Genomic DNA, 26797 nt, shown 5'->3' with positions numbered 1-26797 from the left:
ATGGCGGTCATATTTGCGCCAGCCGCCGCGCAGGACGTCGAAGAGATCAGCGACTACATCCATGCTGAAAATCCGGCTGCGGGTCGGCGCTTCATTGCCGCGCTCAGGGAACGCTGTAGCCGCATTGCAGACGTGCCGCATGGCGGCGTCCCCCGCCCGACCCTATGGCCCGGCCTGCGCTCCTTTGCATTTCATCGCTATGTTATTTTCTACCCCACCGACGGCGATGAGGTGCGTGTCGAGCGCGTCTTGCATGGTGCCCGCGACATCCCAACTATTCTTGAGGGAGGACAGCCACTCAATGGCTCTTGAACTCCACGCCTCCCTGTCTCGTTGGGCTGGAACACTCATAGGGCTCGTCGCAGAATAGCTACTTTCGCTTCAGCGCATCCGCCAAAGCAGCACCGAACGCTCCCTGTTGCGCCGGCCGCTCCGGCTGGCGTTGCTGGGGTGCCGGCGAACGTGGTGCCGGCCTGCCGCCACCATTGTCGCGCGGTCCGCTGCGCGGTGCACCGCCCTCGCCGCTATCCTTGCGCATGGAAAGCGCGATGCGCTTGCGCTTGATGTCGACATCGACGACCCGCACCTTCACCACGTCGCCGGCCTTGACCACCTCATGCGCATCCTTGATGAACCGATCGGCCAGCTGCGAGACATGCACCAGCCCGTCCTGATGCACGCCGATATCGACGAAGGCGCCGAAGGCGGCCACGTTGGTGACCGTGCCTTCCAGCAGCATGCCGGGCTTCAGATCCTTGATGTCGTCGATGCCGTCGGCGAAGGTCGCCGTCTTGAAGCCTGGGCGCGGGTCGCGGCCGGGCTTTTCCAGCTCCGCCAGGATATCGCGCACCGTCGGCAAGCCGAAACGCTCGTCGACGAAGACGCGTGGGTCGAGTGCCTTGAGCGCGGCACTATCGCCCATCAACGACCGCACATCGCGCCCGCAGGCAGCGACGATCTTCTTCGCCACGCCATAGGCCTCCGGATGCACCGACGAGGCGTCGAGCGGCTCGCTGCCATTGGCAATGCGCAGGAAGCCGGCGGATTGTTCGAAGGCCCGAGGTCCGAGCCGCGGCACCTTGAGCAGGTCCTTCCGGCTGGCGAAGGGCCCGGTCGCATCGCGATGCGCAACGATCGCGTCGGCCAGCGATGCGCCCAGACCTGAAACGCGCGCCAAAAGCGGCGCCGAGGCAGTGTTGAGATCGACGCCGACGGCATTGACCGCGTCCTCGACCACCGCTTCCAGCGAGCGGCCGAGCCGGTACTGGTCGACATCGTGCTGGTACTGGCCGACGCCGATCGATTTGGGCTCGATCTTGACCAGTTCGGCCAGCGGATCCTGCAGCCGCCGGGCGATCGACACGGCGCCGCGCAACGACACATCGAGACCGGGGAATTCCGCCGCCGCCGTTGCCGATGCCGAATAGACAGAGGCGCCGGCCTCGCTGACGATCACTTTCAGTGGCTTGGGGCCACCGTCCGCCGGCATGTCGGACAGCATGTCGGCCACCAGCTTTTCGGTCTCGCGGCTGCCGGTGCCGTTGCCGATCGAAATCAGCTCGACCTTGTGCAGGCGGATGAGCTTGGCGAGTTCCGCCTGCGTGCCACGCACATCGTTTCTGGGCGGAAATGGATAGACCGTCGTCGTTGTCAGCACCTTGCCAGTGCCGTCGACCACCGCCACCTTGACGCCGGTGCGGATGCCGGGGTCGAGCCCCATCGTGGCGCGCGAGCCGGCGGGAGCGGCCAGCAGTAGATCCTTGAGGTTGCGGGCAAAGACGTGGATCGCTTCCTCCTCCGCCCGCTCGCGCAGATCGCGCATCAAATCGAGCGTCAGGTGCAGCGACAGTTTTATACGCCAGGTCCAGCCCGCCACCTCCATCAGCCATCTGTCACCCGGAAGGCTGCCGCCGATGGCATAGGCATTGGCGATCATCCGCTCGACCGGCTTCACCGGTGAGGTGTCATCGGCATCGACCTCGATGTCGAGCGACAGCACTTCCTCGTTGCGGCCGCGCAGCATCGCCAGCGCGCGATGGCTCGGCACATTTGCCCAACGCTCGACATGGTCGAAATAATCGGAGAATTTCGCGCCGGCCTCCTGCTTGCCGTCGACCACCCTGGCGCGCATGAAGGCGCGCTCCTTCATGTAGCTGCGCAATTTGCCGACCAGATCGGCATTCTCGGCGAATTGTTCCGACAGGATGTCGCGCGCGCCCTCGAGCGCCGCCTTGGTATCGGCCACCTCTTCGTTGACATAGGCCAGCGCCAGTTCGGCAGGCACCAATGAGCGGTTCGCCAAGATGGCTTCGGCCAGCGGCCCCAGCCCGCGCTCCCTGGCGATCTCGGCCTTGGTCCGGCGTTTGGGCTTGTAGGGCAGGTAGATGTCCTCAAGTTCCGCCTTGGTGATGGCGGCGATGATCTTGCCTTCAAGCTCCTCGGTCAGCTTGCCCTGTTCGCGGATCGAGCCAAGGATGGTGTCGCGGCGCGCGTCGAGCTCGCGCAGATAGGCAAGGCGTTCGGCAAGATCGCGCAATTGCGTGTCGTCGAGCCCGCCGGTGACTTCCTTGCGGTAGCGCGCCACGAACGGCACTGTCGCGCCCTCATCGAGCAGTTCGATCGCCGCGGCCGCCTGTTCGGGCCGCGCGCTGATCTCGGCCGCGATGATGGCTGCAATGCGCTTGATGTCGGATGCCATGTCGTTCCTGCTCTCATCCAAAGAGCGGCGACCATAGGCGCAGACGTCCGGCCCGCCAACCGCCGCGCTTCGATCAGCCCGGCGGTCCACAGGAAAGCGTGCGCCAATGTGGCGATCGCGGCGCGCCTAGATCAGCCGGCTCAGCGCCTCGAAGAACGCGACGATCTCGATATCGAGCGGATCGTCGACAGGCTCCGGCTGCGACGACATCTTGGCGATCACCACTTCGGTCCTGGGATCGACATACAGCCACTGGCCATGAATACCGATGCCGCAATAGGCGCCGTTCTCGTGTCCAGTCTGGTACCATTTGTTCCGGTAACGGCCCTTGGGAAACAGTGGCAGCATCGCGCCGCGCTGCCAGGCGTCCGCACTGCCGCCAGTGCTGGTCGTGTCGCGCACCCAGGCTTCCGGTACGATGCGGCGGCCATTGGCCATGCCACCTTGCCGCATCATCTCGCCGACACGCGCCAGGTCGCGCGGCGTCACCGAAATGCCGCCGGCCGTGCGCGCCGTGCCTTCCATGTCGACGCCGATCGAGGCTTCGCTGACAGCGCCGAGCGGCAGCCACAGCTTCTCGCGCATCAGGTCGGTGAACCGCTGGCCCGACGCACGCTCGAGCAGCAGGCCGAGCAGGTCGGAATTCGGCGAGCGGTAGCGGAAGGTCTGGCCATGCGGCTCTGCAAGGCGTTGCAGGGTCAGGATGAATTCGCGCAGGCTCTCCGTGCCGCCGCCCGGATTCCACAGCGTGGCACGGCGATAGCGGGCGAAAGCACTTTCCGGATCGAGATAGGCTTCCTCGAAATCGAGACTGACGCTCATATCGAGCACATGCCGCACGCTCGCATCGCCATAGGCCGAGCCGGCGGCTTCGGGGATGTAGGCCGTCACCGGCGCTTCCGGGTCGAACATCCCCTCGCCTTCTAGTATGCCGGCAATGATGGCGGTCAGCGACTTGCTGATCGAAAAGATGATGTGGCGGGCGCCGAAATCCATATGCGGCGCGAACCAGTCGCCGACGATCCTGCCGCCTTTCATCACCGTCAGTGCGTCGGTGCTCGAACGTGCGAGAAAATCAGCCACCGTCTCCGGTGTGCCGGCGATCGTGACCTTCTCGCCGAGCAGGCCGCCCATATCGCGCACGGGGGTTTCGACAACGCCCGACGTCGCCGCCACCCGGGCGGTCGGCACCAGTTCGCCGAGATTCTGGAACGACCACCGGTTGAACGGGTTCTCGCGCCAATTGGCGAGCACGACCTGGTTGCGCCGGAAGCCATAGCGGGTCTCGAACACGGTTTTGCCGGTCATGGCGTTTCCTTCCGGGTCGTTTCTTCTTTGTGGAGGCTCAGCGAAGTGCCGTGGCGATAGCGTGCACGGCTTTCAGCGTCGCTATGGAATAGGCACCATTGGCGAAATCCGGCCAGGTCGAAAGCTTCACCACGACCATTCCGGTGTTCCAGTCGATATGGATCATCTGACCGAACACGCCGCGGCACATCAGTGCGCGCGAGCGCGGGTCCTCGATCCAGAACTGGTTGCGATAGCTGCCCTCCGGCAGGCTGGGGCTGAAGTCCGGCCCATGCCTGCCGTTGCGCGTGTCCTCGACCCAGCCGGCCGGCACGACGCCGCCACCATTGTCGAGGATCAATTGGCCGAAGCGGCCATAATCGCGCAACGTTGCATTGAAGCCGCCATCGGCCACCGCATAGCCGGCGCTGTCGACGGTGAAGCAGGCGCTTTCGTCGGCGCCGAGCTTTTGCCAGAGCTCTTCCGAAACCAGCTGCGGCAGCCGTTTGCCTGTCACCCGCTCCATGATGAAGGCGAGCACATCGGTCTCGATCGAGCGGTATTCGAATTGAGCCCCGTGCGGGCGGATCGTGTCCTTCAAGCCCAGGATCAGCTCGAACATGTGCGAGGGCCAGCGAAAATCCGGATCGCTGCCCGGCGGCACCGGCTTCCAGCCGGTGGCGACATCGACCTGGCCGATGTCGGAATAGCGGTCGGTATATTCCTCGGAGAAACGCACGCCGCTCGTCATGTCGAGCACATGCTGCACATTGGCGCCGGCCCAGCCGGTGGCGCCGAGCTCCGGCAAATAATCCGTGACCGGCCTGGCCGGACCGATCAGGCGGCGCCCGACCAGTATGCCGAATACCGAACCGGTGACGGACTTGGCCATCGACTGCGACAGGTGCAGCGTGCGCTCACCCATGCCGTTGAAATAGCGCTCATAGGCTATCTTGCCGTCCTTGAGCACCAGAAAACCGTCCGTATAGGTCTCGTCGAGCAGCCCGGCGAGTGTCGTCGGCTTGCCCTCGCTGTCCTCGACCGCCAGCCCGTCAAGATCGACCACGGCGCGTTCGAGACGGCGGCGATGGCCGTTGCCGCGCCAGACTTCGGCGGTCGGCAGAATTTCACGGATGTGCTGGAACGCCCAGCGGTTCCATGGCGGCCGGTCCCAGTCGAGCTTCGGCGGCACCATGGCGGGCGGCGAGCCCTGCATGATCGGCGGCCGCGGATCGCTGTTGCGATAGGAGTCCATGAAAGCCATTCCCGGAAAAGAAAAGACCCGGCGGCATGTACCGCCGGGTCCGTCATGCAGCGATTACTTCTGCAGTTCGGTCCAGATCTTGGTGTAGATGTCCTGGATTTCAGGCGCGCACATCTTCTGGAATTCGCCCTGTGGCTTCGCTGCGGCCGGAATGACGACTTCCGGCGCATCTTTCATGTCGGCCGGCATGTATTTGTCCGAGCCGGTGATGGCGTTGGCATAGCGGTGGAAGGCCGACAGGCCCGCCGCGTTTTCCGGATCCATGATGAAGTTCTGGAACAGCTTGGCGTTGTCGACGTTCTTGGCTTCCTTCAGGACGACCACGTTATCGCTCCACAGGCCGTAACCTTCCTTTGGATAATTGTAGTGGATGGCCGGATTGGCCAGCCGCTGGCGCAGCGCCGAGCCGTTCCAGTCGCTGGTTGCCTTGAAGTCGCCGGCGCCCATCTTCTCGATGGTGTTGTATTCCATGGCGATCCAGTTCGGCTTGGCCGCGACCAGCGTGTCACGCACCTTCTTCAGCACCGCCTTGTCGTCCGTGCACTGCTGGCCGCCGACATATTTGATCGCCGCGAAGATGACGTCATTCATCTCGGGAACGACGTTGACCTTGCCCTTCAGCTCGTCCGGCGTGTTGAAGATGATGCCCCAGCTGTCGGCCGGTCCCTTGTAGGCGTCGGTGTTGACGACGACGCCCACCGTGCCCAGCGCCCACGGCACCGAGTATTTGCGGCCTGGATCGAAGTCGGGGTTGGCCCATTCGGGCGCTACATTCTTGAAGTTCTCCATCTTGCCGGGGTCGGTTTCCAGGACAAGGCCTTCCTTAATCCAGATCGGCACGTAGGTCTGCGAGGGTACCGCAATGTCGAAGCCGGTGCCGCCCTGCCGGACCTTGGCAAGCGCGGTGTCGTTTGAATCGTAATCGGTGATGGTCACCTTGACGTTGTATTTGGCCTCGAACTTCTTGATCACGTCGGGGCTGGTGTAGTTGCCCCAATTGTAGATGTTGAGCACGCCGTCGGCGCGGGCCAAGCCCGTCGAGGCGAGCAACGCCAACCCCATGGCGGTTGCTGTTGTTTTCCAGTTCATGGTTTTAACTCCCATTTTTCGGTTCAGTCTCGTTTCCTGCTGACGAAGAAAAACAACGTGACGATCGCGACCGAAAGCAGCAGGAAGGCGGTCGATATCGCGTTGATCTCGGGTGTGATGCCGCGGCGGATCTGGCCGAGCATGTAGGTGGGCAGCGTGTCCTGGCCGCCCGATTTGACGAACTCGGTGATGACGACGTCGTCGAGCGAAATGACGAAGGCCAGCATCAGCCCGGCCAGGATGCCGGGCCACAGGAGCGGCAGCGTGATGCGCCGGAACGTCTTCCAGGGCGTCGCGTAGAGGTCGGCTGCGGCACGCTCCAGCGTCAGGTCCATATTCTCAAGCCGCGCCCGGATCGGCAAATAGGCAAAGGGAATGCAGAACGCCGTGTGCGCGGCGACCAGATAGCCGATGCCGGAATAGCCGGTGAAGATCTTGATGCGCGAGAAGAAGATCAGCAGCGCCACGCCGGTGACGATCTCGGGCACCATCAGCGGCTGGTTGATCGCCGCATACTTGAAGGTGAGGCCGGGATAGGACGCGGTGCGGGTGGTGGCGAGCGCCGCCATAGTGGCAAAGATCGTGGAGAGCACCGCCGCAATGGAGCCGATCTGGAAGGAACGCAGCGTGGCATCGACGACCTGCGTGTTCTGCCATGCCGACTGGAACCATTTCAGCGAAAAGCCGCCCCATTCGGAGGTCGAGCTCGCCGCGTTGAAGGCATAGATGACCAGCACGATGATCGGCAGATACAGCACGATAAAGCAGGTCGCGGCGATCGCGCTGAATCCTGGCTGGTGCTTGATGGAAAAGTTCTTAGCCATGACGCACCCCCGACTTGCCGGCATTGCGCACATAGGCAAGCAGCGCCACCATGACGATGATCATGACGGCGATCGACAGCGCCGAGCCGAGTGGCCAGTTGCGGCCCTGCCCGAACTGCAATTCGATCAGGTTGGACAGCATCATGTTCTTGCCGCCGCCAAGCACGCTCGGTGTCACATAGGCGCCAAGCGCTGGAATGAAGACCAGGATGGAGCCGGCGATGACGCCCGGCTTGACCATCGGAAAGATAATCCGCCGCAGCACCTGGAAGCGCGTGGCGTAAAGGTCGTAGCCCGCCTCGACCAGCCGGAAATCCAGCTTTTCCATGCTGGCGTAGATCGGCAGCACCATCAGCGGCAGGTAGACATAGGCCATGCCGATCAGGATCGCCGTGTCGGTGTAGAGGATCTGGATCGGCGCCGAGATGATGCCGAGCTTGAGCAGCATTGTGTTGATGATGCCTTCGTTGCGGATGATCTGCAGCACTGCGAAGGTGCGGATCAAAAGGTTGGTCCAGAACGGAATGGTGATCAGGAACAGCCAGAGATCGCGGGTCTTTTCGCTGCGCGTCGCCATGAAATAGGCGGTCGGGAAACCAAGCACCAAGGTGGCGATCGTCGTCACCACCGAGAGCTTGATCGAGCGCAGGAAGATGGTGACGTGGGCGGCGGCGATCGAAAGCGTGTCGTCGAAGATATCGCGTTCCAGAAACACCGCTATCCAGGCTTCCGGCGAGAACTGCCACTTCACGTCGCCATAGGAGCCTGGCGTCAGGAACGAGTACACGAGCACGATCAGCAAAGGGCCGGTCGCGGCGAGGAAAATGACCAGCAGCGCTGGTGCTGACAAAAGCCAGCGGTCACGGACATCGCGCCGCTCCGCTGCCTTGGCGACTTCTTCCGCGGTCGCCATCGTCAGTCCTTCAGGACCTGGGCGGCATCGCTGCCGATGAGGATCCCGACCGCGTCGCCCTTCTCGAAACCGCAGCCCGCGCTGCGCGTGTTCTGCTGGCGTACGGTGAAGAGTTCGCCGCTGTCGAGATGAACATGGATGTGGGTGTCGGTACCGAAATAGACGATATTATCGACCCTCCCCGACAGTTCGCCCTTGGCCTTGGTCAGCTTGGCGTGTTCAGGCCGAACCACGACCGTGGCATTGGGCTTGGGCTGGAAACCCTGGGCCACGGTCGCCTCGATGGTCGCACCGGACTTGAGCGTGGCGCGCGCCTTGCCGTTGGCCATCTCGCTGATGGCGGCCGTCAGGAAGTTGGTTTCACCGATAAAGTCGGCGACGAAGCGTTCGGCCGGCTTGTCGTAGATATCCCAGGGCGAACCGACCTGGAGGATCTTGCCCGATGACATGACCGCGATGCGGTCGGACATGGTCAGCGCTTCTTCCTGGTCGTGGGTGACGAAGATGAAGGTGATGCCGGTCTCGTGCTGCAGCCGCTTCAACTCGATCTGCATCTCCTTGCGCAGCTTGTAGTCGAGCGCCGACAGTGGCTCGTCGAGCAAAAGCACCTTCGGCTGCGGTGCCAAGGCGCGGGCCAAGGCCACGCGCTGCTGCTGGCCGCCGGAGATCTGGCTGGTGCGACGACCGGCGAGTGCCTCCATCTTGACCAGCTTCAGCATCTCGGCGACGCGCGCCTTGATCTCGGCCTTCGGCTTACCCAGCATTTCCAGGCCAAAGCCGATATTGTCGGCGACCGTCATGTGCGGGAACAGCGCATAGGATTGGAAAACGGTGTTGACCGGCCGCTTGAAGGGTGGCAGCGGCGCGATGTCCTGGCCGTAGAGCAGGATTTCACCGGCGGTTGGAAAATCGAAGCCGGCGATCAGCCTGAGCAACGTCGTCTTGCCGCAGCCGGATGGCCCCAGCAACGTGAAGAATTCGTTCTCGCGGATAGATACCGAGACCGTGTCGAGGGCAGCTACCTGCCCCTCACCTGATCCGAAAATTTTGCTGACGTTTACTACTTCAATCGCATTCCGATCCGGTTTGTCCGGCACGATTACGCCTCACTGTTGACCCCGCTCTTGCTGGCGGAGCTCTTCCCCTGTTCGATGTGACCACATGGCCGGTGGGTTGGCAAGCCCGGCATTGGGTCACAGTTCAGTCAGTCATTGAGGCCTGCAAGCCCCATGCCATAGTCAGGCCTGATAGGTGATCTTGCCGCCGCAAATCGTCGTCACCGGCCGCACCTTGTGCAGATCGGCCGGGGCGGTGTTCTCGATATCCATCGACAAAACCACCAGATCGGCCATGTAGCCCGATCTCAGCGTGCCCTTGCGGTGCTCGGCGAATTCGGCGTAGGCGCCCTCGATCGTGTAACCGGCAATCGCTTCATGCAGTGAAAAACTCTGGTCCGGGTCGCTTTCTGCCCACGGTTTGCGCAACACTGCCGCCTGAATGCCCAGGATCGGATCGATCGGCGACACCGGCCAATCGGATGCGAAGACGACATGCGCGCCGGCATCCTTCAAGGTCCGCCAGGCATAGCTCAGCGGCCAGCGTGCCGGCCCGATGCGCGACACCGTCGGCTCCAGCGGAAAATCCATGGCGCCGGGCGGATGCGGCGGTTGCATGGAAGCAATGACGCCGAGTTCTGCGAAACGCGGCACATCCGATGTGGTGGTGACCTCGATGTGCTCGACCCGGTGACGGCTGTCGCGCTTGCCGTTCGCCTTCTGCGCCGCCTCATAACCGTCCAGCACCGCGCGCACCGCGCCGTCGCCGATCGAGTGCACGGCGATCTGCAGCCCGCGCCTGTCGGCCGCGACGGCCAGATCGATGAATTGTTGCGGCGTGAACAGCGGCTCGCCCACCCAGTCGGGCCGGTCGGCGTATGGCTCGACCATGACGGCTGTCCAGGAGTCGAGCACCCCGTCGTAGAACACCTTGACCATGCCCGACGACAGCCATTCGCTGTTGTAGCTTTCGGCCATACCAGATGCCTTGTCGAGCATGTCGAGCGTCATGAAATTCTTGTAGTGGAACGGGATCTTGACGCGGCAGGGCAAGCCTTCCTCGGCTTCGATCTCGGCCAGCAGCTCAAGCTGATAGAGGTTGCCGTCCATGTTCTGGATCGAGGTGATGCCGTGGCGGGCGCACCAGGCGAGCCCGCGCCGCATAATGTCGCGATCGGCGTCCCGCTCGGCCGCCGTCGGCATCGGGTCCGGCTCGCCGCCGGTCGACAGCCCCAGCCGCACCCGGCTTTCGCCGGCAAGGTCGAGCACCGGGCCAAAGGCCTCGCCTTCGCGCAATTCGCCGGCGGCCAGTCCATCGTCACCCATGACAATCTCATTGCCAGGGCCGAGCGTGCGCCCCTGCAGGATGCCGGCCATTTCCAACGCCTTGGTGTTGGCCCACATGGTGTGATGGTCTGGCGCCGCCATGCAGAACGGACGATCGGGCAAAATGGCGTCGAGGTGATGGCGCGTCACGCGCTCGCTGCCGAGCACGGTGTAGTCGACGCCTTGGCCGACCAGCATCTTCGCGTCGGGCCGGGTAGGCGCATAGTCGCGGATCGCCTTCTGCAGCGCCTCGAAGCCATGGATACCGGTGAGTTGAAGGTGGGCAAGTTCAGCCCCGCCCGAAAACAGATGCATGTGGGCTTCGATAAAACCCGGCAGGACGGAGCCGCCCTTGGCGTCGATTACCTTGGTGGCCGGTCCCTTGAACTCTTCGATGGAGGCGCGGCTGCCGATGGCGATGATTGCGCCGTCCTTGACGGCGACGGCCTCGGCGGTGGGATTGTCGTCGTCGATGGTCAGTACACGACCATTGATGACGATCAGATCCGCATTGTGACCTGCACCTGTGACAGACATCGCGACTCCGCGCTTTTGACGACTGACTGAGACCGACAACCTCTTGGCCAACGACCTGCCACTCCACCGGAGCGGCGCCATGGGACGAAAAAGAATGCCAGCGCGCTGTCTTGGAAATTCCCCTTGTCATCCCAAGAGGCAGCGTGGATAAAGAATGCGACTGATTATTCGCGTTTGTCAACATACCGAATCTGGAATGTATCGTGGACAGCAAGCTCCCACCATGTTGAGACCGGGCGGGGAACGAGGACATCGGACGGTGAAGCGCAGTCTCGACCGCAAAAGCAGGATAGCGCTCGAACCGCGCAAACAGCCGCGGCAAAAACGCTCCAGCAAGGTGGTCGACCGGATTCTCGACGCAGCGCTGGTCTTGACGCGGGAGCAAGGAACCAAGACGCCGACGACGCTGGCCATTGCGCAGCGCGCAGGCTTGTCGGTTGGTTCGATCTACCAATACTTTCCCAACAAGGAAGCCATTCTTCTGGACCTCGCCCGGCGCTGGCTGTCATCCTTTCCCGAGGTGATCGCCAAGCGTATCAAGGTCGCCCCGCCCACCAACCGTGAAGAGTTTCGGCAGGAAGTGCGCAAGCTCTTCATCGACACGTCCAGACTCTACCTCGAAAACGCCAGCCTGATGCCGGTGATCGAGGCCATTTCAGGCAACGCCGACCTCAGGCCGATCCAGAACGAATATGACGAGCAGATCATCGCGCTCTACGCCGCATGGCTGCAGCATGTGAACCCGGCGCTTGAAGACAATGTCGCCAGCCGGCTCGGCGTGCTGATGATGGACGTCGGGCACGCCTGCCGGCTTGTCGGGCTGAAAAGAGACCGCAAGACATACGACCTCATCGAGGACGATGTGGAAAGAATGTGGCTCGCTCTGGTGAGCCCTTATCTCAATCTTGAATCTTGACTGATTTCGCACTTCGAGAGGAATTTATGAAGACTGTTTTCTCCCCCCTTCACGCCGGCCATGCCGGTCAAATGGAACTGGTCACATCAGCCATCGTGCCGGGTTTCGAGAAGCCATCGAGGGCCGAATTCATCAAGGCGCGGGTCGAAAGCGAGAAACTGGGTCCCATCATCGCGCCGCACGAACATGACCTCGCCGCCGCCAAGCGCATCCACAAATCAGACTATATCGACTTTCTCCCGACGGTCTGGCCGCAATGGCTGGAAGCAGGTCTCACAGGCACGGCGATGCCCTTCACATGGCCGACGCGCGGCCTGCGCGGCGACGTGCCGCCAAAGCGCGTCGACGCGCTGCTCGGCTATTATTCCTTCGATGCCGGCGCCACTTTCGTCGAAGGCACGTGGGCCGCGATCAAGTCTTCCTACGACGTAGCGCTGACCGCCGCCGGCCTGCTCAAGGATGGCGAGGCTTCCGCCTTCGCGCTCTGCCGTCCGCCCGGCCACCATGCCGGGGCTGGCTTCATGGGCGGCTATTGCTACATCAACAACGCCGCTGTCGCCGCGCAATGGTTCCGCGACCACGGCGCCAAACGCATCTCGATCCTCGATGTCGACTACCATCACGGCAACGGTACGCAGGAGATCTTCTACGACCGTGCCGACGTCCAGGTGCTCAATCTGCATGGCGATCCGATGGTCGAGTACCCGTTCTTCCTCGGCCATGCCGACGAACGCGGCGCGGGTGCCGGCGAAGGCTTCAACATCAATTATCCGATGCCCTTCGGCACCGACTGGGATGCATGGAACGCCTCGCTCGAGGATGCCTGCGGCAGGCTCGCCGCTTATGCACCGGATGTCGTCATCGTCTCGCTGGGTGTCGATACGTTCGAGAAGGACCCGATCAGCCAGTTCAAGCTGAAGACGTCTGATTATCCCAAGATCGGCCGCCGCATCGCCAGGCTCGGCCTGCCGACGCTGTTCGTCATGGAAGGCGGCTATGCCGTCGAGGAGATCGGCATCAACGCGGTCGGCGTGCTGACCGGGTTCGAGGATCGGTAAATGCCTGTCGTCCAGGAGCATCTGGCGGTTTTGGGACAACGACAGGCATAAGCAAAGGACCACCGGGACCGGGCGGCAACATCGCCCGGCTCCGACTATCGGGCCAAGGCACCCCCTTCGGCACAGCAACCGGCGCGCCCGTCTGTCCAATGCTCCCGAGCCTGGCGAAATCGACCAGCCGCCGAGGTGGCCGGCGAAGACTTTCGCGTCCCGGTCGTCTGTCCAGGGCGCGAAAACCGAGCTGTGAGTCGCGCCGGAGTCCATCAGATTCGATTTTGTCAAATCGCGTTTGATGTCAGATTCAACTGCGGGTAGATTAGACCCGAATCAGCCGGTCCTGGGGGGCGCGGCGACCACCCAAAGTCTTTTGTTCCGGAGCTTTTCCGGCACCAGACGCGGACGGCTTCGCGTTCCCTGAATGGATTCGGGATTTGGTTCGGTGCAGCCCTGCGCCACGCGTGTGTCTTCGTCAAAGTAATGCGTATTCGGGTTCGGCGGCTGGCTTCCAGTATCCGGACAGCAGAAACGATTCCGGCCAAAAGCAACAAGAATGAGCAGTCCCGCCGCACGTCTTCAATCCGACACATTGGGCTCGCGCCTGACGTCGCGCGGCGATCTCACCAGCTTTTTCATGCAATTGACCGCCGAGATCGGCGCCGACAGCTACATGTTGGTCGCCATCGTCCACGACCAGGACCGCAACGATGCGCGCATCGTCTCCTCCAACTGGATTTTCGATGCCATCGAGCTGATCGGCAAGCGATTGATCGCCGGGCTTGCGCAAGGCGCGCTCACCGTCGCGCCAGGCATCCGCCCACAGCCGCTGGTGGCATCTCAAGCACCAGAGGCAGACGGATTGGTCACCGGCGAGGAAGCCCGCCTTCTCGACGTGCTCGGCCATGCCGAAATCTATTCGCTGCGCCTCAATGTCGGCCGCCAGCGCCTGTTTGCCCTGTTCTCTGCGGCGACCGCCGGCAGCATCGACCAGCCGGCGCTGATGCGCGCGCAGCTGAAATGCTGCTACGCGCTCTCGCACATCCCGCAACTGATTGCCGCCGCCGCCATGCAGGACCCGTTGTCGGATCGCGAGCGCGAATGCCTGTTCTGGGTTTCCGAAGGCAAGACCACCGACGAGGTCGCCGTCATCCTTGGCGTCTCCTCCAACACCGTCAACAGCTACATCACCCACGCCATCCAAAAATTCGCGGCCAGCAACCGCGCGATGGCCATCGCCACGGCGATCAGGAGCGGCATCATTTGAAACACGCCGATATCAAGGAAACGGCCGAAGCCCTTTTCAACGAGCAGCGCAACCCGTTCGGGGCCTTCACCCTTGGCTCCGAAACCCATCACGCGGTCACCATTCCCGATGCCGTGCGCCGCTGCCGCTGGATCGCCGTTGACATGAATGCCTCGGCTTTCGGCCTCTTCTTCGTAAGCCCCTCGCCCGAGCGGGCGCGGCTCGTGCCATGCTTCGATTCCGATTATCCCGGCATTGCGGTGGCGACCAAGTTCATCTCAGGCGCCAACGGCGAGGAGATCGTGCGCCACACCCGCATCTCGACCGAACCGCGCTGGTGGACGGATGACGGCGTCCCTGCCACGGCGGAGCTGTTTGGCGATTTCGCCTGGACCGAGCGGATGGCGGCGCTGGTGCCCGGAACCAGCGGCATCGCTTTTCCCGTGCACGCCGACCGCGGCCAATGCGGTCTTGTCGTGTTCCTGGGCTCGGAGATGACCTTGCAGCAGGATGCGCTCTACGAAATACACGCCCGCTGCTTTTCGCTGTTCGCCGCCGTCGCCCGCATCCGTCCGGGCGATGCCGGCCGCATGCGTGCAATCTCCAAGCGCGAACTCGAATGCCTGAAGCTGACCGCCAACGGCAACACCAGCGAAGAGATCGCGCGACTCCTGAAACTGTCGGTGCACACCGCCAACCAGTATCTGACCCAATCGACCCAGAAGCTCAACGCCGTCAATCGCAACCAGGCCGTTGCCAAGGCGCTGCGGCTGGGCTTGATCGAATAGGGGAATTCGGCAGCGCTTCGAAAGCGACCGACGGTCAGCGATAGGCCAGCGGCTCGACCTTGCGGATACGCGCCTCTTCGATCACCGCTTCGAGCAGCGCCGTGTTGCGCTCCGGGTCTTCGCCCGGCTTCTCGAACGATACGTAGTTGACCGCCACCGACGCGCCGAGCTCGCTCAGCGTCAGCTGGAAATAGACGGTGACGCCGGGCGGCCTCAGTTCCAGATCGAGCACGATGCGCGGGCTGCCGCTCCAGTCGACATGCGCCTCACCACCATGGCCGAGCCGCAGAGTGCCCGGCATGAAGAACAACTCAACCGCTGAATCGACCAGGTCCGACAGGCATGCGAAATGCTCCAGCCGGATAAAGGCGATGTAGTCGGCGACATCGATCAGCCTCAGTTCGCCCACCACCTGCTCGATGGCGCTGGCGACGATGATCTCGCGGGATTTTGCGTGCGGTTGCCGGTTCATGAAATCTGTCTGCGCTCAGCCTTTTTCGAGTAGACGATCCGCACCAGTTCGGCGACGGCCTGGTAGAATTGTGACGGGATCACATTATCGACCGAAACTTGCTTGTACATGGAGCGGGCGAGCGCCACGTCCTCGAAGATCGGGATGTTGTGTTCCCGCGCGATCTCGCGGATCTTGAGCGCCACCAGATCCTGGCCCTTGGCCAGCACCATGGGCGCCGAGTCCTCGTCGCGCACATATTTCAGCGCGATCGAGAAGTGCGTCGGGTTGGCGATGATCAGCGTCGCGCGCGGCACCGCCGTCATCATCCGTTTGCGCGCCCGGTCGCGCGCCAGAGAGCGCAGCCGCGATTTGACGATCGGGTCGCCCTCGGACTGTTTGAACTCGTCCTTGACCTCCTGCTTGCTCATGCGCAGGTCCTGCTTCCAGTGGAAGCGCGACCAGACGATGTCGACTGCCGCGATCAGCCCCATGACGAAGACGATGGCCACCAGGATGTCGACGGCGATGCCGCGGATGACGAGACCGAAGGCGACCGGATTGGTGATCATCCCGGCGAGCAGCTTGCGGTGGTCTTCCGACAGGGTGAAGCTCAGCACGACGATGGCAAACCCGACCTTGCCGAGTGACTTCAGGAACTCGACCCAACCCTGGATGCCGAACAGCCTGTTCCAACCCTTGGCGATCGAAATGCGCGAGAGTTGCGGCCGGACCCGCTCGCCTACGAATTGCGGCATGTTCTGGAACACCGAGGCGCCGACGCCGGCGACGGTCAGCAGCACCATCAAGCTCAGGACGGCGCGGCCGACCTCGAGCAGGACGATCTTGTAAAGCGCGATGACGTCGGTCTCCGTGTCCATCGGCCAGGCTTCCGGCTTCTCCAGGAACATCGACAGGAACATGCCGAGATCGATGATCGCATCCTTGGCGTAGAAGACGGTGAACACCAGTATGGCAACGAACGAGGCAAAGAGCGCTGTCTCCCGCGAATGGGGCAGCTTGCCCTGTTCGATGGTGTCGCGGATCTTCTTTTCCGTCGCCTCTTCGGTTTTCGAATCCTTGTCGACCGCGTCAGCCATGGCGCGGTCCTAGGCGGCGTCTTGGGTCGAGGGGAGTTCGAAGGCGCCTTCGCGCGACAGCCGGATCGTCGTCGTCACGATCGTCTTGCGGGCCGCCATGATGTCGGCGAGGGGGATCCCGTCCGAGCCCTGCCCGAGTTCGGCTTCGATCATGCGCCGCGAGCGGGCGCCGATGGCCGACAGCACCGATTCCGCGAGTGCGGCCGACGTGCCACGCAAGGCCAGCGTGACCAGCTCCGTCGATAGCCCGTCGAACAGCAGCACCCGCGCTTTCTGGGTGAGCAGCGGCAGATCGTCGAAAGCAAACAGCCGGGCTCGCACGCCGTCGAGATCAGGCGTGCCGGCGGCTTCCAGATCCTGCATCACCTCCTCGAGCAGCGGCTTGTCGAGTTCGTTGAGAACGCTGGCAACACGCGCCTGCCCGGCCGAGGTGTCTTTGGTCGAGGTTTCGGCCAGCACACTGGTGCGCAACCGGTTTTCGACGATCCTGGCGGCAGCGTCGGGAACATTGGCCATCGTCACCATGCGCTTGATGATTTCTCCACGCATCGGCTTGGTCAGTGTCAGCAGCACGCTCGCCGCCACCTGCGGCGCCAGCTTCGACAACACCATGGCCGCTGTCTGCGGATGCTCACCGGCCAGGAAGGCGCCAAGCCGCGCCGGCTCGAGCTTTTCGAGCTCGGGCCAGATCGGCGGCGGGCCTTCCGGTGCGACCTCGAATTTCCTGTCGCCCATGATCGCGCTCATCTCTTCGGGCGACAGCGATTCGTTGAGGATGGTGTCCATCCTGTCGGCGGAATCGAGCAATCCCGCCCCTTCCGTGAACTCGGCCTCGAACTCGGCGACGATGCGCTCAAGATCGCTTTGCGGAATCGTCCGCAGCAGCCGGGCGCCCTCGATCAGGGCCTTCAGTTCTTCCTGCTTGAAGAATTTCAGCAGGCGGCTGGCCGACGGCTTGCCCATCGCCACAAGTATGGCGGCCGCCTTCTGCGCGCGGGTCAAGGTCACCGGCGTCGTCATGCCACTCGCCTCCGCTGCCACCGGCAAGCCCCGCAAACCATGTCTAGGCGCCCTTCGTGCCGGCGATGATTTCGGTCAGCCTGATGCCGAAGCGCGACGGATCGCTTTCCAGAACGGTGATCTCGCCGCGCGCGATCTTTCGGCCGTTGACCACGACGTCGACAGGTTCGCCGATGCGGCGATTGAGCGCCACGGTCGACCCTTTTTGCAGCGCCATCAGATCGGAGACCGGCATCTCGGTGCTGCCGAGGATGATCTGGACATCGACGGGGATGTTCATGATCACGCTCGAATTGGCCGATGAGGCCGCCCTGAACGCCGCATCGGGGCGTTGCTCCTCTTCATGCAGGACCCCGCGCAACTCTTCGATGGCACGGTCGAGTTGCTCGTCCGGCTGGTCGAGGTCGGCTTCCGCCTTGGTTTTGGCCATGATCGTCTCCAAATGCTCAGGCGCGTCCGGCGGCAGCCGGCATCAGCCCGTCGATAAAGTCCTGCCCGGCGTCGTAAGGATGCCTGATCCGGACGGTGTAATTCTGTCCCAGTTTGCCGAACTCGCATACGTACAGCGTCTTGCCCCGTGCGCTGAGACGCGCCTGGGACTGGGCCGTTTCCTCGAATTCGATGACGTCGCCGATTTCGAAACCGGCGAGGTCGCCGAGCGTCAGCCGCGCCAGCGGCATCGTGGCCTCGAGCGCCACGGTGGAGCGCATCACCTCTTCCGAGAAGCGGGCGCGCCAGCTGGGGCCGTGATCGTCGTCGCTGACAGGCACGGCTCCGTCGCGGCTGGCCAGCACGACGCGCTGCGGCATCGTCACCGTCACGGTGCCACTGTCGGCCGGCGTCGAGATGCCAAGCACGATGCGGATTGCCGCGCCATCGCGCAGCACGTACCGCTTCGCCTCGGTGCCCGACATTGCCCGCGGCGCGGGCAGGCGCAGGTCGAGCGAACGCTTTCCCGATCCGTTGAGGGCCTGTGCGACCTGCTGGAACACCATGGTCGAAACATCGATTTCGATTTGCGACAGATCGCGTTCGATCGGCGATGCCGGCAGATCCGGGTCGCCGCCGAACAGCGTGCAGACCATGATGGCGATCGCCGGAGCATCGATCACCAGGGTCATCGCATCGGAGGACGCCGACGAGCCGATCACGGTCATCGCAAACGTGTCGCCGGCACGCGAACGCGCCTCGGGAACGCGGCTGACCTCGATCGCTTTGAGATCGACGACGACCGGAACGCCAAACTCGCTGGTCAGGCTTTTCTGCAGCAGCGGCACGGCGCGTTCGGCCATGGCGCGGCCTGCGTCGATGACCTGCGCGGCCTCGCCGCTGTCGCCGACCAGACGCTCGATGATCAGCGAGCGCGCTTCCGCTGGACTGCCCAGGCTGGTCATGACAGTGCCGGGACCGATCTGTCGCGCATCGTTCAGGCGGCCTTCTTTTCGACGGTGCCGGTATTCATCGTGCTCTGCTCGACCGCGTCGATCGTCGGCCGTTCATAGGACGAGATGGTCTTGCGGCCGAACTCGATCGCCACCTGCGGCAGCGCGCCGTTCATGTAGGCCAACAGCGTCTGCTTGACGATGATATAGAGGCGGTTCTTCTTCTCGCGCACTGTCTTGATCTTGGTGGCGACCGGTCCGACCACCGAATAGGACAGGAAGATGCCGAGGAACGTTCCGACAAGTGCGGCACCAATCAAACCGCCGAGAATTTCCGGCGACTGGTCGAGCGCGCCCATCGCCTTGACCACGCCGAGCACGGCGGCGACGATGCCGAGCGCCGGTAGGCCATCGCCCACCGCCACCATCGCGTGATAGGCCTTCATCTTGTCGGACCTGATGGTCTGGATTTCTTCGTCCATCAGCGCCTCGATCTCGTGCGAGCGGGCATTGCCGATGATGATGATGCGGCAGTAGTCGCAGATGAAATGCGTCAGATCGTGGTTATGCAGCACGGTTGGGAACGCCTGGAAAATCGCCGACTCTTCCGGATTGTCGATATGCGCCTCGACCTCGCTGCGGGATTTCGAGCGCAGCTCGCGCATCAGCGAGTGCAGCACGCCGAGCGTTTCGAGATAGTCCTGTTCCTTCGGCACCGCCTGCTTGAAAGCTTCGAGAATGCCCTTGCCGGTATCCTTGACCGTCTTCATCGGATTGGCGACGAGGAATGTGCCAAAAGCCGCACCACAGATGATCACCGCCTCCCAGGGCTGGATCAGCACGTGAAGATGGCCGCCCATGGCCATGAAGCCGCCAAGGACGCAGCCGAGCGTTACCACCAGTCCAATCAGAATGCCCACGACAGGTCCTTCCGCATTTCACATCAGGAGCTAGGGATAGCCCCCGTGCCTTGTGTGAGGCTTGAATCGAAGGCGTCGGAGACGATTCAGTTTCGCGCAAGGAAGTAGGGGTATTGTCCGGACATAGCTTCGGCCGGAGGCACCTTTTTGCTTAATACCTTTACCAGCTACCAGCTCATCACCAGGGACATTTCAAAGTCGATCGACAGGATCGAGCAGCAGCCCGTGGTTGATCGCGACACCAAATATTATCTGGACAACATCACCAAGGTGAAATCGATCGACGATTTCGTCAAGAATGACCGTTTGTTCAAATATGCCATGAAGGCCTACGGGCTCGAGGACATGGCTTACGCCAAGGCCTTCATGGTCAAGGCACTCAAGGAAGGCGTCTCCGATCCCAACAGCTTCGCCAACAAGCTGACCGACAAGCGTTACGCCGAATTCGTCAGGGCCTTCAATTTCGCCGCCAACGGCACCAGTACGACTGTCTACAACAAGGCGCAGCAACTGGTGACCAGCAACTATGCGCTGCAAGTCCAGATCGGCGCCTCGCAGAAGGGGCTCCCTTACTACCAGAGCGAAACCGCCTACTACGTCACCAACATCGCCAAGGTTAAATCGGTCGACGACCTGATGGGCGACAGCCGCCTGCTGACATATGCGATGGCCGCTTTCGGACTCGACGCCGCAACCGAACCTGCCGCAACCGTCAAGGCGATGCTCGAAGGTGGCGTCAGCGATCCCGACAGTCCCGCCAACAAACTGCCCGACAAGAGCTACGCCAAATTCGTCGCAGCCTTCGACTTCGCCCAGTATGGCGATCAGACGACCATGCGCGACGATGTCCAGCAGGCGGTGCCGAAAGGATACATGGCCGGAGCCGGACTGACATTGGTCGAGCCAAGCGCGCGATATATCAAGGGCGAGGCCGACTATTACGCGACAAACATTTCCAAGGTGACGTCGATCGACAACCTCATGGCGGACAAGCGCCTGCTCACCTTCGCCATGGCTTCCTACGGACTTGATGCGTCAACCGAAACGCCGCAGCAGATCCGCACAATGCTCGAGGGCGGCGTCAGCGACCCCGACAGCCCAGCAAACAAGCTGACGGATAAACGGTACGCCAACTTCGTCACGGCCTTCAACTTTGCCCAATATGGCGATCAGACAACGTCGCGCGACGAAGTGCAGAAAGACACGCCGAAAATCTATACGACGGAGTCGGCGCTTGGCCTGATCGCGCCGAATGCGGACTACATCAAGTCGGAGACCGCGTACTATCTTGCCAACGTCACGAACGTGAAATCCATCGACGACCTGATGGCCAACAGCCGATTGTACAACTACGTGCTCTCGGCCTACGGACTGGACCCGGCGACGGAAAGCAAGGACCTCATCCGCAACGTTCTTGCCGGTGGCATTCGCGACGCCGACAGCGTCGCCAACAAGATGACCAACAAGGCCTATGCCGGGCTGGCCGCCGCCTTCAACTTCGAACAATACGGCGAAGCGGCCACCACCATCAATCCGGCGCAGCAGCCGACCGTCGACAAATACATGCGCCAGACCCTCGAAGAGGATGCCGGCCAGACCAACCAGGGCGTGCGGCTGGCGCTTTATTTCGATCGCAAGGCCCCAACCATCACCAGTTGGTATGACGTGCTGGCCGACACTGCGCTTGCCAGTGTCGTGCGCACCGTGCTCGGCCTGCCCGATTCCTTCGCCACCGCCGATGTCGACAAGCAGGCGCAGCTGTTCGAGCAGAAACTCGACATCTCGGATTTCTCCGACCCCGAGAAACTCGGCAAGTTCCTGACGCGCTTCACCAGCATGTACGAGATCAACAACCCGACTTCATCGGCCGTCACCTCGGTCAGCGTGCTGTTTGCCCAGCCACTCACCGTCGGCATCTCCACCGACCTGATGATGGCCATGCAGAAACTGAGGTTCTGAGACCATCATGCGGGACAGCCTGTACGTCGCTCTTTCATCGCAGATCGCGCTCGAGCGGCGCCTCGACACCATCGCCGACAACGTCGCCAACGCCTCCACGATCGGCTTTCGCGCCACCGGCGTGAAGTTCGAGGACGTCGTCTCTGGCACCGGGCAGAAATCGGTGTCATTCGCCTCCCCGGGCAAGACCTACCTTTCCGGCGCCCACGGTGCCTTGAGCGAGACCGGAAATCCCTTCGATTTCGCCATCCAGGGCGATGCCTGGTTCGCTATAGAGACGCCGGTCGGCACCGTCATGACCCGCGACGGCCGTTTTTCGATGAACGAGAACGGCGAACTGATGTCGATCGAAGGCCACCCGGTGCTCGATGCCGGCGGCTCGCCGATCCAGCTTGACCCCCGCAACGGTCCGCCCAAGGCCGGGGCCGATGGTTCGTTGCGCCAGAACGATCAGCTTGTCGGATCGATCGGCCTCTACAATTTCGATCCAGGCGCGAACTTCGTCCGCTATGGCAATTCCGGCATTGTTCCGGCACGCACCCCGGAGCCTGTCACCGATCGCTCCGATATCGGCGTTGCCCAAGGTTTTCTCGAAGAGTCCAATGTCAATCCGGTGCTGGAGATCACCAGGTTGATCATGGTCCAGCGCGCCTTCGAGAACACGGCCGCCCTGATGCGCCAGACCGACTCGTCCACCGACGAGGCGATCAAGACGCTCGGCTCGAAATAGTCCATGTCGCTCGACCAGCCATCCCTGCGGGCACTCGAAATGCAACTCCAGCCGGCACCGGAAGACCGGCTTGCCGCCCTGGAACGGGTCTGGCGGCGTTTCGCCGACGCCGAGGCACTGCTCAAGCGCGGCGGCCGCGTCATCGAAGTCACGCCCACGCACTACAAGGTGCACGGCCTTTCCAGCTTCGCCAGGCTGGGTGACATCGTCGAGCAGCCCGGCCATGCCGGTGCGCGCCGCGGCGAGATCGTCAAGATCGGCCGCGACGAGGCCGTCGTGGCACCCTTCGAACGCAGCGCCGATTCCGGCATCGGTGATGCCGTGTTCCGCCGCGGTCCGCTTGTGGTGGCACCGCATGCCTCATGGCGCGGCCGCACCATCGACGCACTCACCAAGGCGATCGATGGCGGCCCGCCGCTCGCCCGGGGAGACGACACATCGCGCGGCGCCCAGACGACGCCGGGCGCCATGGCGCGGCAACGCGTCGGCACTGCTTTCATGACCGGCGTCAAGGTCATCGATATCTTCACGCCGCTCTGCTTCGGCCAGCGCCTCGGCATCTTTGCCGGCTCCGGCGTCGGCAAGTCGACGCTGCTCGCCATGCTCGCCGGAGCCGACGCATTCGATACCGTCGTGGTGGCGCTCATCGGCGAACGCGGCCGGGAAGTCCGTGAATTCCTCGAGGACACGATCGGCGACAGCATGGCCAAGACCATCGCCGTCGTCGCCACCAGCGACGAAAGCGCCATGATGCGCCGGCGTGCGCCGGACACCGCCATGCGCGTCGCCGAGCATTTTCGCGACCAGGGGCATCGCGTTTTGCTGGTGCTGGATTCGATCACCCGCTTCGCTCACGCCTTGCGTGAGGTGGCGACGGGAACCGGCGAGCCGCCGGTCGCCCGCGGTTATCCGGCCTCGGTGTTCACCGAATTGCCCAAGCTGCTCGAACGCGCCGGGCCGGGTACGGAAGGCAAGGGATCGATCACCGCCATCATTTCCGTACTGGTCGACGGCGACGATCACAACGACCCGGTCGCCGATTCCGTGCGCGGCATCCTCGACGGCCATGTCGTGCTTGACCGCACGATCGCCGAACAGGGTCGCTATCCCCCCGTCAACCCGCTGTCGTCGATATCGCGGTTGGCCGGAAAGGCCTGGAGCGTCGAACAGCGCGCGCTGGTGACAAGGCTGAAGTCGATGATCTCGCGCTTCGAGGACACACGCGATATCCGCTTGCTCGGGGCCTATCAGGGCGGCGTCGATGCCGAACTCGACATCGCCGTGCGCCAGGTGCCGCTGATCTATGAAGCGCTGACGCAAGGGCCGAAGGATCGCCCCTCAGCCGACCCGTTCTCCGATCTCGCCCGCCACCTCAAGAGCAAGCTGAACGCCGATGCCGGAGACTGAACGCGAATACACCGAGCGCATCCTGCGCGACATGATCGCCGAGGCCAATGCCGCGCAGCAGGCAGAGGCTGACACAGCGAGAACTGCCAAGGCAAAGGCCGCCCGTGCCATCGCGGCCAAAGCCGAGGCCGTTCTGGCCAGAGCCGTCAAGCCAATCCTGCCACGGGCTGGCAAAGCCGATCCTGATCTGGCCAGGCCCGTCGAACCCGCTCTGTCCCGGGCTCCCCAGGCGGTGGCTGCCGAGATGACGCAGGCCAGCCGGGAATCGCTGATCGACGGCCTGTTCCCGCGCACCGAATGGCCGCAGCCGCCAAAGGCGCCGTTTCCCCGACTGGAGAGGAAGTCCGACCGACGCAGCGATTTCGTCATTGCCGCGCTCGGCATCGCGCTCGGCCTGATCTGCGCCCTGTTCCCCTGGTATATCTTCTTCAACCAGGACCAGTTTGGCGTCCAGGCGATGAAGTTCGGCGGCACAGGCTCTAATTCCGGGCGAGCGGGCGGCGGCGTGGTCGCCGAACGCAGCGCGCCGCTGACGGCAAAGGACGTTCCCGCGGCCAATCTCGATCTTCTTGCCACGGGGACGGTGCGGGATGATGCCGATCCCGCAGCCGCATCCGACGAGCAACCGTTTCCGGCCGACGCGGCGAAATTCCGCATGGTTCATGTCGCCAACGGCCGCGCCATGATCCAGGACGACGCTGGCCTCTGGATGGTCCAGCGCGGCTCGATACTGCCGGATTCCAGCAAGGTATCCTCCATCGAGCGGCGCAACGGCAAATGGGTCATGGTCACCAGTGCCGACCAGGTGATCGAACTGTCCCGATAAACGATCTCCGGCTTCCGGCCATCCGCAAGGCCCGCGCAAGACTGGCGGCCTAGTCTCTGGGTACCTGCTCGGAGATTCCCATGGAGCCCGTTTCCCTTTTCGACCTCGCCGCCAAGCAAGCGCAATGGCTGGCCGTGCGCCAGTCGGCCGTGGCCGGCAACATCGCCAATGCCAACACGCCAGGCTATACGGCAAACGACGTCGAGCCATTCGAAAAAGTGGTCGACCGCGCCGCCGTATCGCTGCAGGCCACCCAGGCCGGCCATCTCGGCAATGCAGCGACCAATGCCGGCTTCACCATCAAGCCGCAGGAAGATGACGGCGTTGTCATGCCGTCCAAGAACTCGGTCGTGCTGGAAGACCAGTTGCTGAAGGCCGGCGAGGTGCGCCGGTCCTTCGAGCTCAACACGGCGATCGTCAAGGCGTTCCATTCGATGATGATGATGGCGGTGAAGAGCTGACCATGGACGCGCTGACCGCAGCCCTCAAAGTCGCAGCATCCGGCCTCGGCGCCCAGTCGGAGCGCCTGCGCGTGGTTTCCGAAAACCTCGCCAACGCCCAGTCGACGGGCACCGCGCCCGGCTCCGACCCTTATCGCCGCAAGACCATCAGCTTCGTCTCCGAGCTCGACCGGGCCTCCGGCAGTTCAACGGTTGCAGTGAACTCGATCGATCGAGATCCCAGTGACTTTCCAGTCGAGTTCCAGCCCGGCAACGAGGCCGCCGACGAGAAGGGCTACGTCAAGATGCCCAACGTCAACGTGCTGATCGAAATGGCCGACATGACCGAGGCCAATCGCTCCTACGAGGCCAACCTTCAGGTGGTCAAGCAGGCCCGCGACTTGATTTCCATGACCATCGACCTGATGAGGAACCAATAATGATCAGCGGTATCGGAGCCCTTCAGTTCAAGCCGTCGATCGGCGGCGATGACGCGGCGACAAGCCTGCTCCAGGGCGGCGCGACACCGTCGGCCGGTGGCAATGTCGGCACCTCCTTTGCCGAGGCGCTGAGCCAGGCAGCCTCCAAGACCGTCGACACGATGCAGAATGCCGAGCAGGTATCGATGCAGGCGCTCAAGGGCGATGCCGACACCCGCCAGGTGGTCGACGCCGTGATGAGCGCGCAGCAGGCGCTTCAGACCGCCGTCGCCATACGCGACAAGGTGGTCTCCGCCTATCTCGAAGTCAGTCGAATGGGCATCTGAGGAATTCCGCCATGAAAGCACTCGCCATCGCCGCCACCGGCATGAATGCCCAGCAGACAAATCTGGAAGTCATCGCCAACAACATCGCCAACATAAATACCACCGGCTACAAGCGCGCCCGTGCCGAATTCTCCGACCTGCTCTATCAGGTCGACCGCACGCAAGGCGTGCCCAACCGCTCCAACGCCTCGCTGGTGCCGGAGGGCGTCTCGATCGGCCTCGGCGTCAAGACGACGGCGGTGCGCAACGTGCACACCCAGGGCGAACTGACCAGCACCGGCAACAGTTTCGACCTGGCGCTGACCGGCAGGGGCTGGTTCCAGATCGAGGGTGCCGACGGCGGCACGCTCTACAGCCGCGCCGGCGCTCTCAACACCAACGCCACCGGCCAGTTGGTGACGGTCGACGGCGCTGCGGTCATTCCGGCAATCAATGTTCCCGTTGATGCCGTCGAGGTCATCGTCAACAAGACCGGCCAGGTCTTCGCCCGCATCGACGGGCAGACCGACCTGCAGAACCTCGGTCAGCTTCAGATCGCCAATTTCGCCAACGAGGCCGGCCTGGCGCCGCTCGGCGACAATCTGTTCCAGGAAACCACGGCTTCGGGGCCCGCGAATGTCGGCGTGCCTGGCGATCCCGGTTTTGCCACCATCCAGCAGGGCTATCTCGAAGCCTCCAACGTCGACCCGGTCAAGGAAATCACCGAGCTGATCTCGGCGCAGCGCGCCTATGAGATGAACTCCAAGGTCATCCAGGCCGCCGACGACATGGCCTCCGTGGTCTCCAAGAACATCAGGTAAC

At 63.0% G+C, this 26797-nt stretch carries 27 protein-coding genes; 13 read left to right on the top strand and 14 right to left on the bottom strand.

The features are described from left to right. Complete coding sequence (locus AC0NIL_RS10300) at positions 1-312, top strand: type II toxin-antitoxin system RelE/ParE family toxin (protein ID WP_473572481.1); 312 nt, start codon at positions 1-3, stop codon at positions 310-312. Between the two features lie 58 nt (positions 313-370). Here the strand turns inward: AC0NIL_RS10300 and AC0NIL_RS10295 are convergent, their stop codons facing one another. The 8 genes from AC0NIL_RS10295 to AC0NIL_RS10260 all read right to left on the bottom strand — a co-directional run bounded on the left by AC0NIL_RS10295 (position 371) and on the right by AC0NIL_RS10260 (position 10993). After that, positions 371-2698 carry a Tex family protein gene (locus AC0NIL_RS10295; RefSeq protein WP_473572483.1) on the bottom strand — a complete coding sequence of 776 codons (2328 nt, stop codon included), beginning with the start codon at positions 2696-2698 and terminating at the stop codon, positions 371-373. A 126-nt stretch (positions 2699-2824) separates the two neighbouring features. Further along, complete coding sequence (locus AC0NIL_RS10290; protein WP_063173005.1) at positions 2825-4006, bottom strand: serine hydrolase domain-containing protein; 1182 nt, start codon at positions 4004-4006, stop codon at positions 2825-2827. A 37-nt stretch (positions 4007-4043) separates the two neighbouring features. Continuing rightward, the gene (locus AC0NIL_RS10285; protein ID WP_473572484.1) at positions 4044-5240 is read right to left on the bottom strand and encodes a serine hydrolase domain-containing protein; all 1197 of its coding nucleotides are present in this window, start codon (positions 5238-5240) and stop codon (positions 4044-4046) included. A 63-nt stretch (positions 5241-5303) separates the two neighbouring features. After that, complete coding sequence (locus tag AC0NIL_RS10280) at positions 5304-6338, bottom strand: extracellular solute-binding protein (protein WP_013529817.1); 1035 nt, start codon at positions 6336-6338, stop codon at positions 5304-5306. Positions 6339-6361: 23 nt separating this feature from the next. Continuing rightward, positions 6362-7162, bottom strand: coding sequence for an ABC transporter permease (locus AC0NIL_RS10275; RefSeq protein WP_013529816.1), 801 nt, complete (start codon positions 7160-7162; stop codon positions 6362-6364). Beyond that, positions 7155-8075 (bottom strand): ABC transporter permease, encoded by a 921-nt coding sequence (locus AC0NIL_RS10270; RefSeq protein WP_013529815.1) that lies wholly within the window; start codon positions 8073-8075, stop codon positions 7155-7157. Before AC0NIL_RS10270 ends, AC0NIL_RS10275 begins: the two co-directional genes overlap by 8 nt. 2 nt (positions 8076-8077) lie before the next feature. Next, positions 8078-9172, bottom strand: coding sequence for an ABC transporter ATP-binding protein (locus AC0NIL_RS10265; RefSeq protein ID WP_013529814.1), 1095 nt, complete (start codon positions 9170-9172; stop codon positions 8078-8080). A gap of 141 nt (positions 9173-9313) precedes the next feature. Next, on the bottom strand, positions 9314-10993 hold the full coding sequence (locus AC0NIL_RS10260) for an amidohydrolase (RefSeq protein WP_224621557.1): 1680 nt from the start codon (positions 10991-10993) through the stop codon (positions 9314-9316). Between the two features lie 154 nt (positions 10994-11147). On the opposite strand from AC0NIL_RS10260, the gene AC0NIL_RS10255 reads away from it, so the two are divergent. The 4 genes from AC0NIL_RS10255 (at position 11148) to AC0NIL_RS10240 (ending at position 14995) form a co-directional block, all read left to right on the top strand. Continuing rightward, positions 11148-11909, top strand: coding sequence for a TetR/AcrR family transcriptional regulator (locus tag AC0NIL_RS10255; RefSeq protein ID WP_244514233.1), 762 nt, complete (start codon positions 11148-11150; stop codon positions 11907-11909). Positions 11910-11935: 26 nt separating this feature from the next. Then, entirely contained in the window at positions 11936-12967 is a 1032-nt protein-coding gene (locus AC0NIL_RS10250; protein ID WP_024502679.1) for a histone deacetylase family protein, read from the top strand. A gap of 550 nt (positions 12968-13517) precedes the next feature. Next, positions 13518-14228, top strand: a complete 711-nt coding sequence (locus AC0NIL_RS10245; RefSeq protein ID WP_024502680.1) for a helix-turn-helix transcriptional regulator — start codon at positions 13518-13520, stop codon at positions 14226-14228. Then, positions 14225-14995: a helix-turn-helix transcriptional regulator gene (locus AC0NIL_RS10240; protein ID WP_027161441.1), complete on the top strand. Its 771-nt coding sequence runs from the start codon at positions 14225-14227 to the stop codon at positions 14993-14995. The genes AC0NIL_RS10245 and AC0NIL_RS10240 overlap by 4 nt, the downstream gene beginning before the upstream one ends. A 34-nt stretch (positions 14996-15029) precedes the next feature. Here the strand turns inward: AC0NIL_RS10240 and AC0NIL_RS10235 are convergent, their stop codons facing one another. Genes AC0NIL_RS10235 through motA form a run of 6 tightly spaced genes read right to left on the bottom strand, consistent with a single transcriptional unit; the run spans position 15030 to position 19868 of the window. Further along, positions 15030-15467 carry a hypothetical protein gene (locus tag AC0NIL_RS10235; RefSeq protein WP_024502682.1) on the bottom strand — a complete coding sequence of 146 codons (438 nt, stop codon included), beginning with the start codon at positions 15465-15467 and terminating at the stop codon, positions 15030-15032. Further along, a complete protein-coding gene (gene flhB / locus AC0NIL_RS10230) occupies positions 15464-16546 on the bottom strand; it encodes a flagellar biosynthesis protein FlhB (protein WP_024502683.1) in 1083 nt (360 codons plus the stop codon). Before flhB ends, AC0NIL_RS10235 begins: the two co-directional genes overlap by 4 nt. A gap of 9 nt (positions 16547-16555) precedes the next feature. Beyond that, complete coding sequence (locus tag AC0NIL_RS10225) at positions 16556-17566, bottom strand: flagellar motor switch protein FliG (protein WP_013529806.1); 1011 nt, start codon at positions 17564-17566, stop codon at positions 16556-16558. Between the two features lie 43 nt (positions 17567-17609). Further along, a complete protein-coding gene (fliN, locus tag AC0NIL_RS10220; protein ID WP_023809994.1) occupies positions 17610-17996 on the bottom strand; it encodes a flagellar motor switch protein FliN in 387 nt (128 codons plus the stop codon). Between the two features lie 16 nt (positions 17997-18012). Next, the gene (locus tag AC0NIL_RS10215) at positions 18013-18960 is read right to left on the bottom strand and encodes a FliM/FliN family flagellar motor switch protein (RefSeq protein ID WP_224621555.1); all 948 of its coding nucleotides are present in this window, start codon (positions 18958-18960) and stop codon (positions 18013-18015) included. Positions 18961-18992: 32 nt separating this feature from the next. Continuing rightward, a complete protein-coding gene (motA, locus tag AC0NIL_RS10210) occupies positions 18993-19868 on the bottom strand; it encodes a flagellar motor stator protein MotA (protein WP_013529803.1) in 876 nt (291 codons plus the stop codon). A gap of 147 nt (positions 19869-20015) precedes the next feature. On the opposite strand from motA, the gene AC0NIL_RS10205 reads away from it, so the two are divergent. From AC0NIL_RS10205 to flgG, 8 genes are all read left to right on the top strand, one after another. Continuing rightward, positions 20016-21827 (top strand): DUF1217 domain-containing protein, encoded by a 1812-nt coding sequence (locus AC0NIL_RS10205; protein ID WP_473572487.1) that lies wholly within the window; start codon positions 20016-20018, stop codon positions 21825-21827. Positions 21828-21834: 7 nt separating this feature from the next. Further along, positions 21835-22557 (top strand): flagellar basal-body rod protein FlgF, encoded by a 723-nt coding sequence (gene flgF, locus AC0NIL_RS10200; protein WP_013529801.1) that lies wholly within the window; start codon positions 21835-21837, stop codon positions 22555-22557. Positions 22558-22560: 3 nt separating this feature from the next. Then, positions 22561-23964: a flagellar protein export ATPase FliI gene (fliI, locus tag AC0NIL_RS10195; RefSeq protein ID WP_473572489.1), complete on the top strand. Its 1404-nt coding sequence runs from the start codon at positions 22561-22563 to the stop codon at positions 23962-23964. Further along, a complete protein-coding gene (locus tag AC0NIL_RS10190; protein ID WP_473572491.1) occupies positions 23951-24790 on the top strand; it encodes a hypothetical protein in 840 nt (279 codons plus the stop codon). Before fliI ends, AC0NIL_RS10190 begins: the two co-directional genes overlap by 14 nt. Positions 24791-24870: 80 nt before the next feature. After that, on the top strand, positions 24871-25251 hold the full coding sequence (gene flgB, locus AC0NIL_RS10185; RefSeq protein WP_473572492.1) for a flagellar basal body rod protein FlgB: 381 nt from the start codon (positions 24871-24873) through the stop codon (positions 25249-25251). A gap of 2 nt (positions 25252-25253) precedes the next feature. Beyond that, positions 25254-25670, top strand: coding sequence for a flagellar basal body rod protein FlgC (flgC, locus tag AC0NIL_RS10180; protein WP_013529797.1), 417 nt, complete (start codon positions 25254-25256; stop codon positions 25668-25670). Further along, positions 25670-25996 carry a flagellar hook-basal body complex protein FliE gene (fliE, locus tag AC0NIL_RS10175; protein ID WP_013529796.1) on the top strand — a complete coding sequence of 109 codons (327 nt, stop codon included), beginning with the start codon at positions 25670-25672 and terminating at the stop codon, positions 25994-25996. The genes flgC and fliE overlap by 1 nt, the downstream gene beginning before the upstream one ends. Before the next feature lie 11 nt (positions 25997-26007). Then, positions 26008-26796: a flagellar basal-body rod protein FlgG gene (gene flgG / locus AC0NIL_RS10170; protein ID WP_013529795.1), complete on the top strand. Its 789-nt coding sequence runs from the start codon at positions 26008-26010 to the stop codon at positions 26794-26796. Position 26797: the final 1 nt, after the last annotated feature.

It is taken from the genome of Mesorhizobium sp. WSM1343, assembly GCF_055901535.1.
This window is presented reverse-complemented; position numbering and strand designations above follow the sequence as displayed.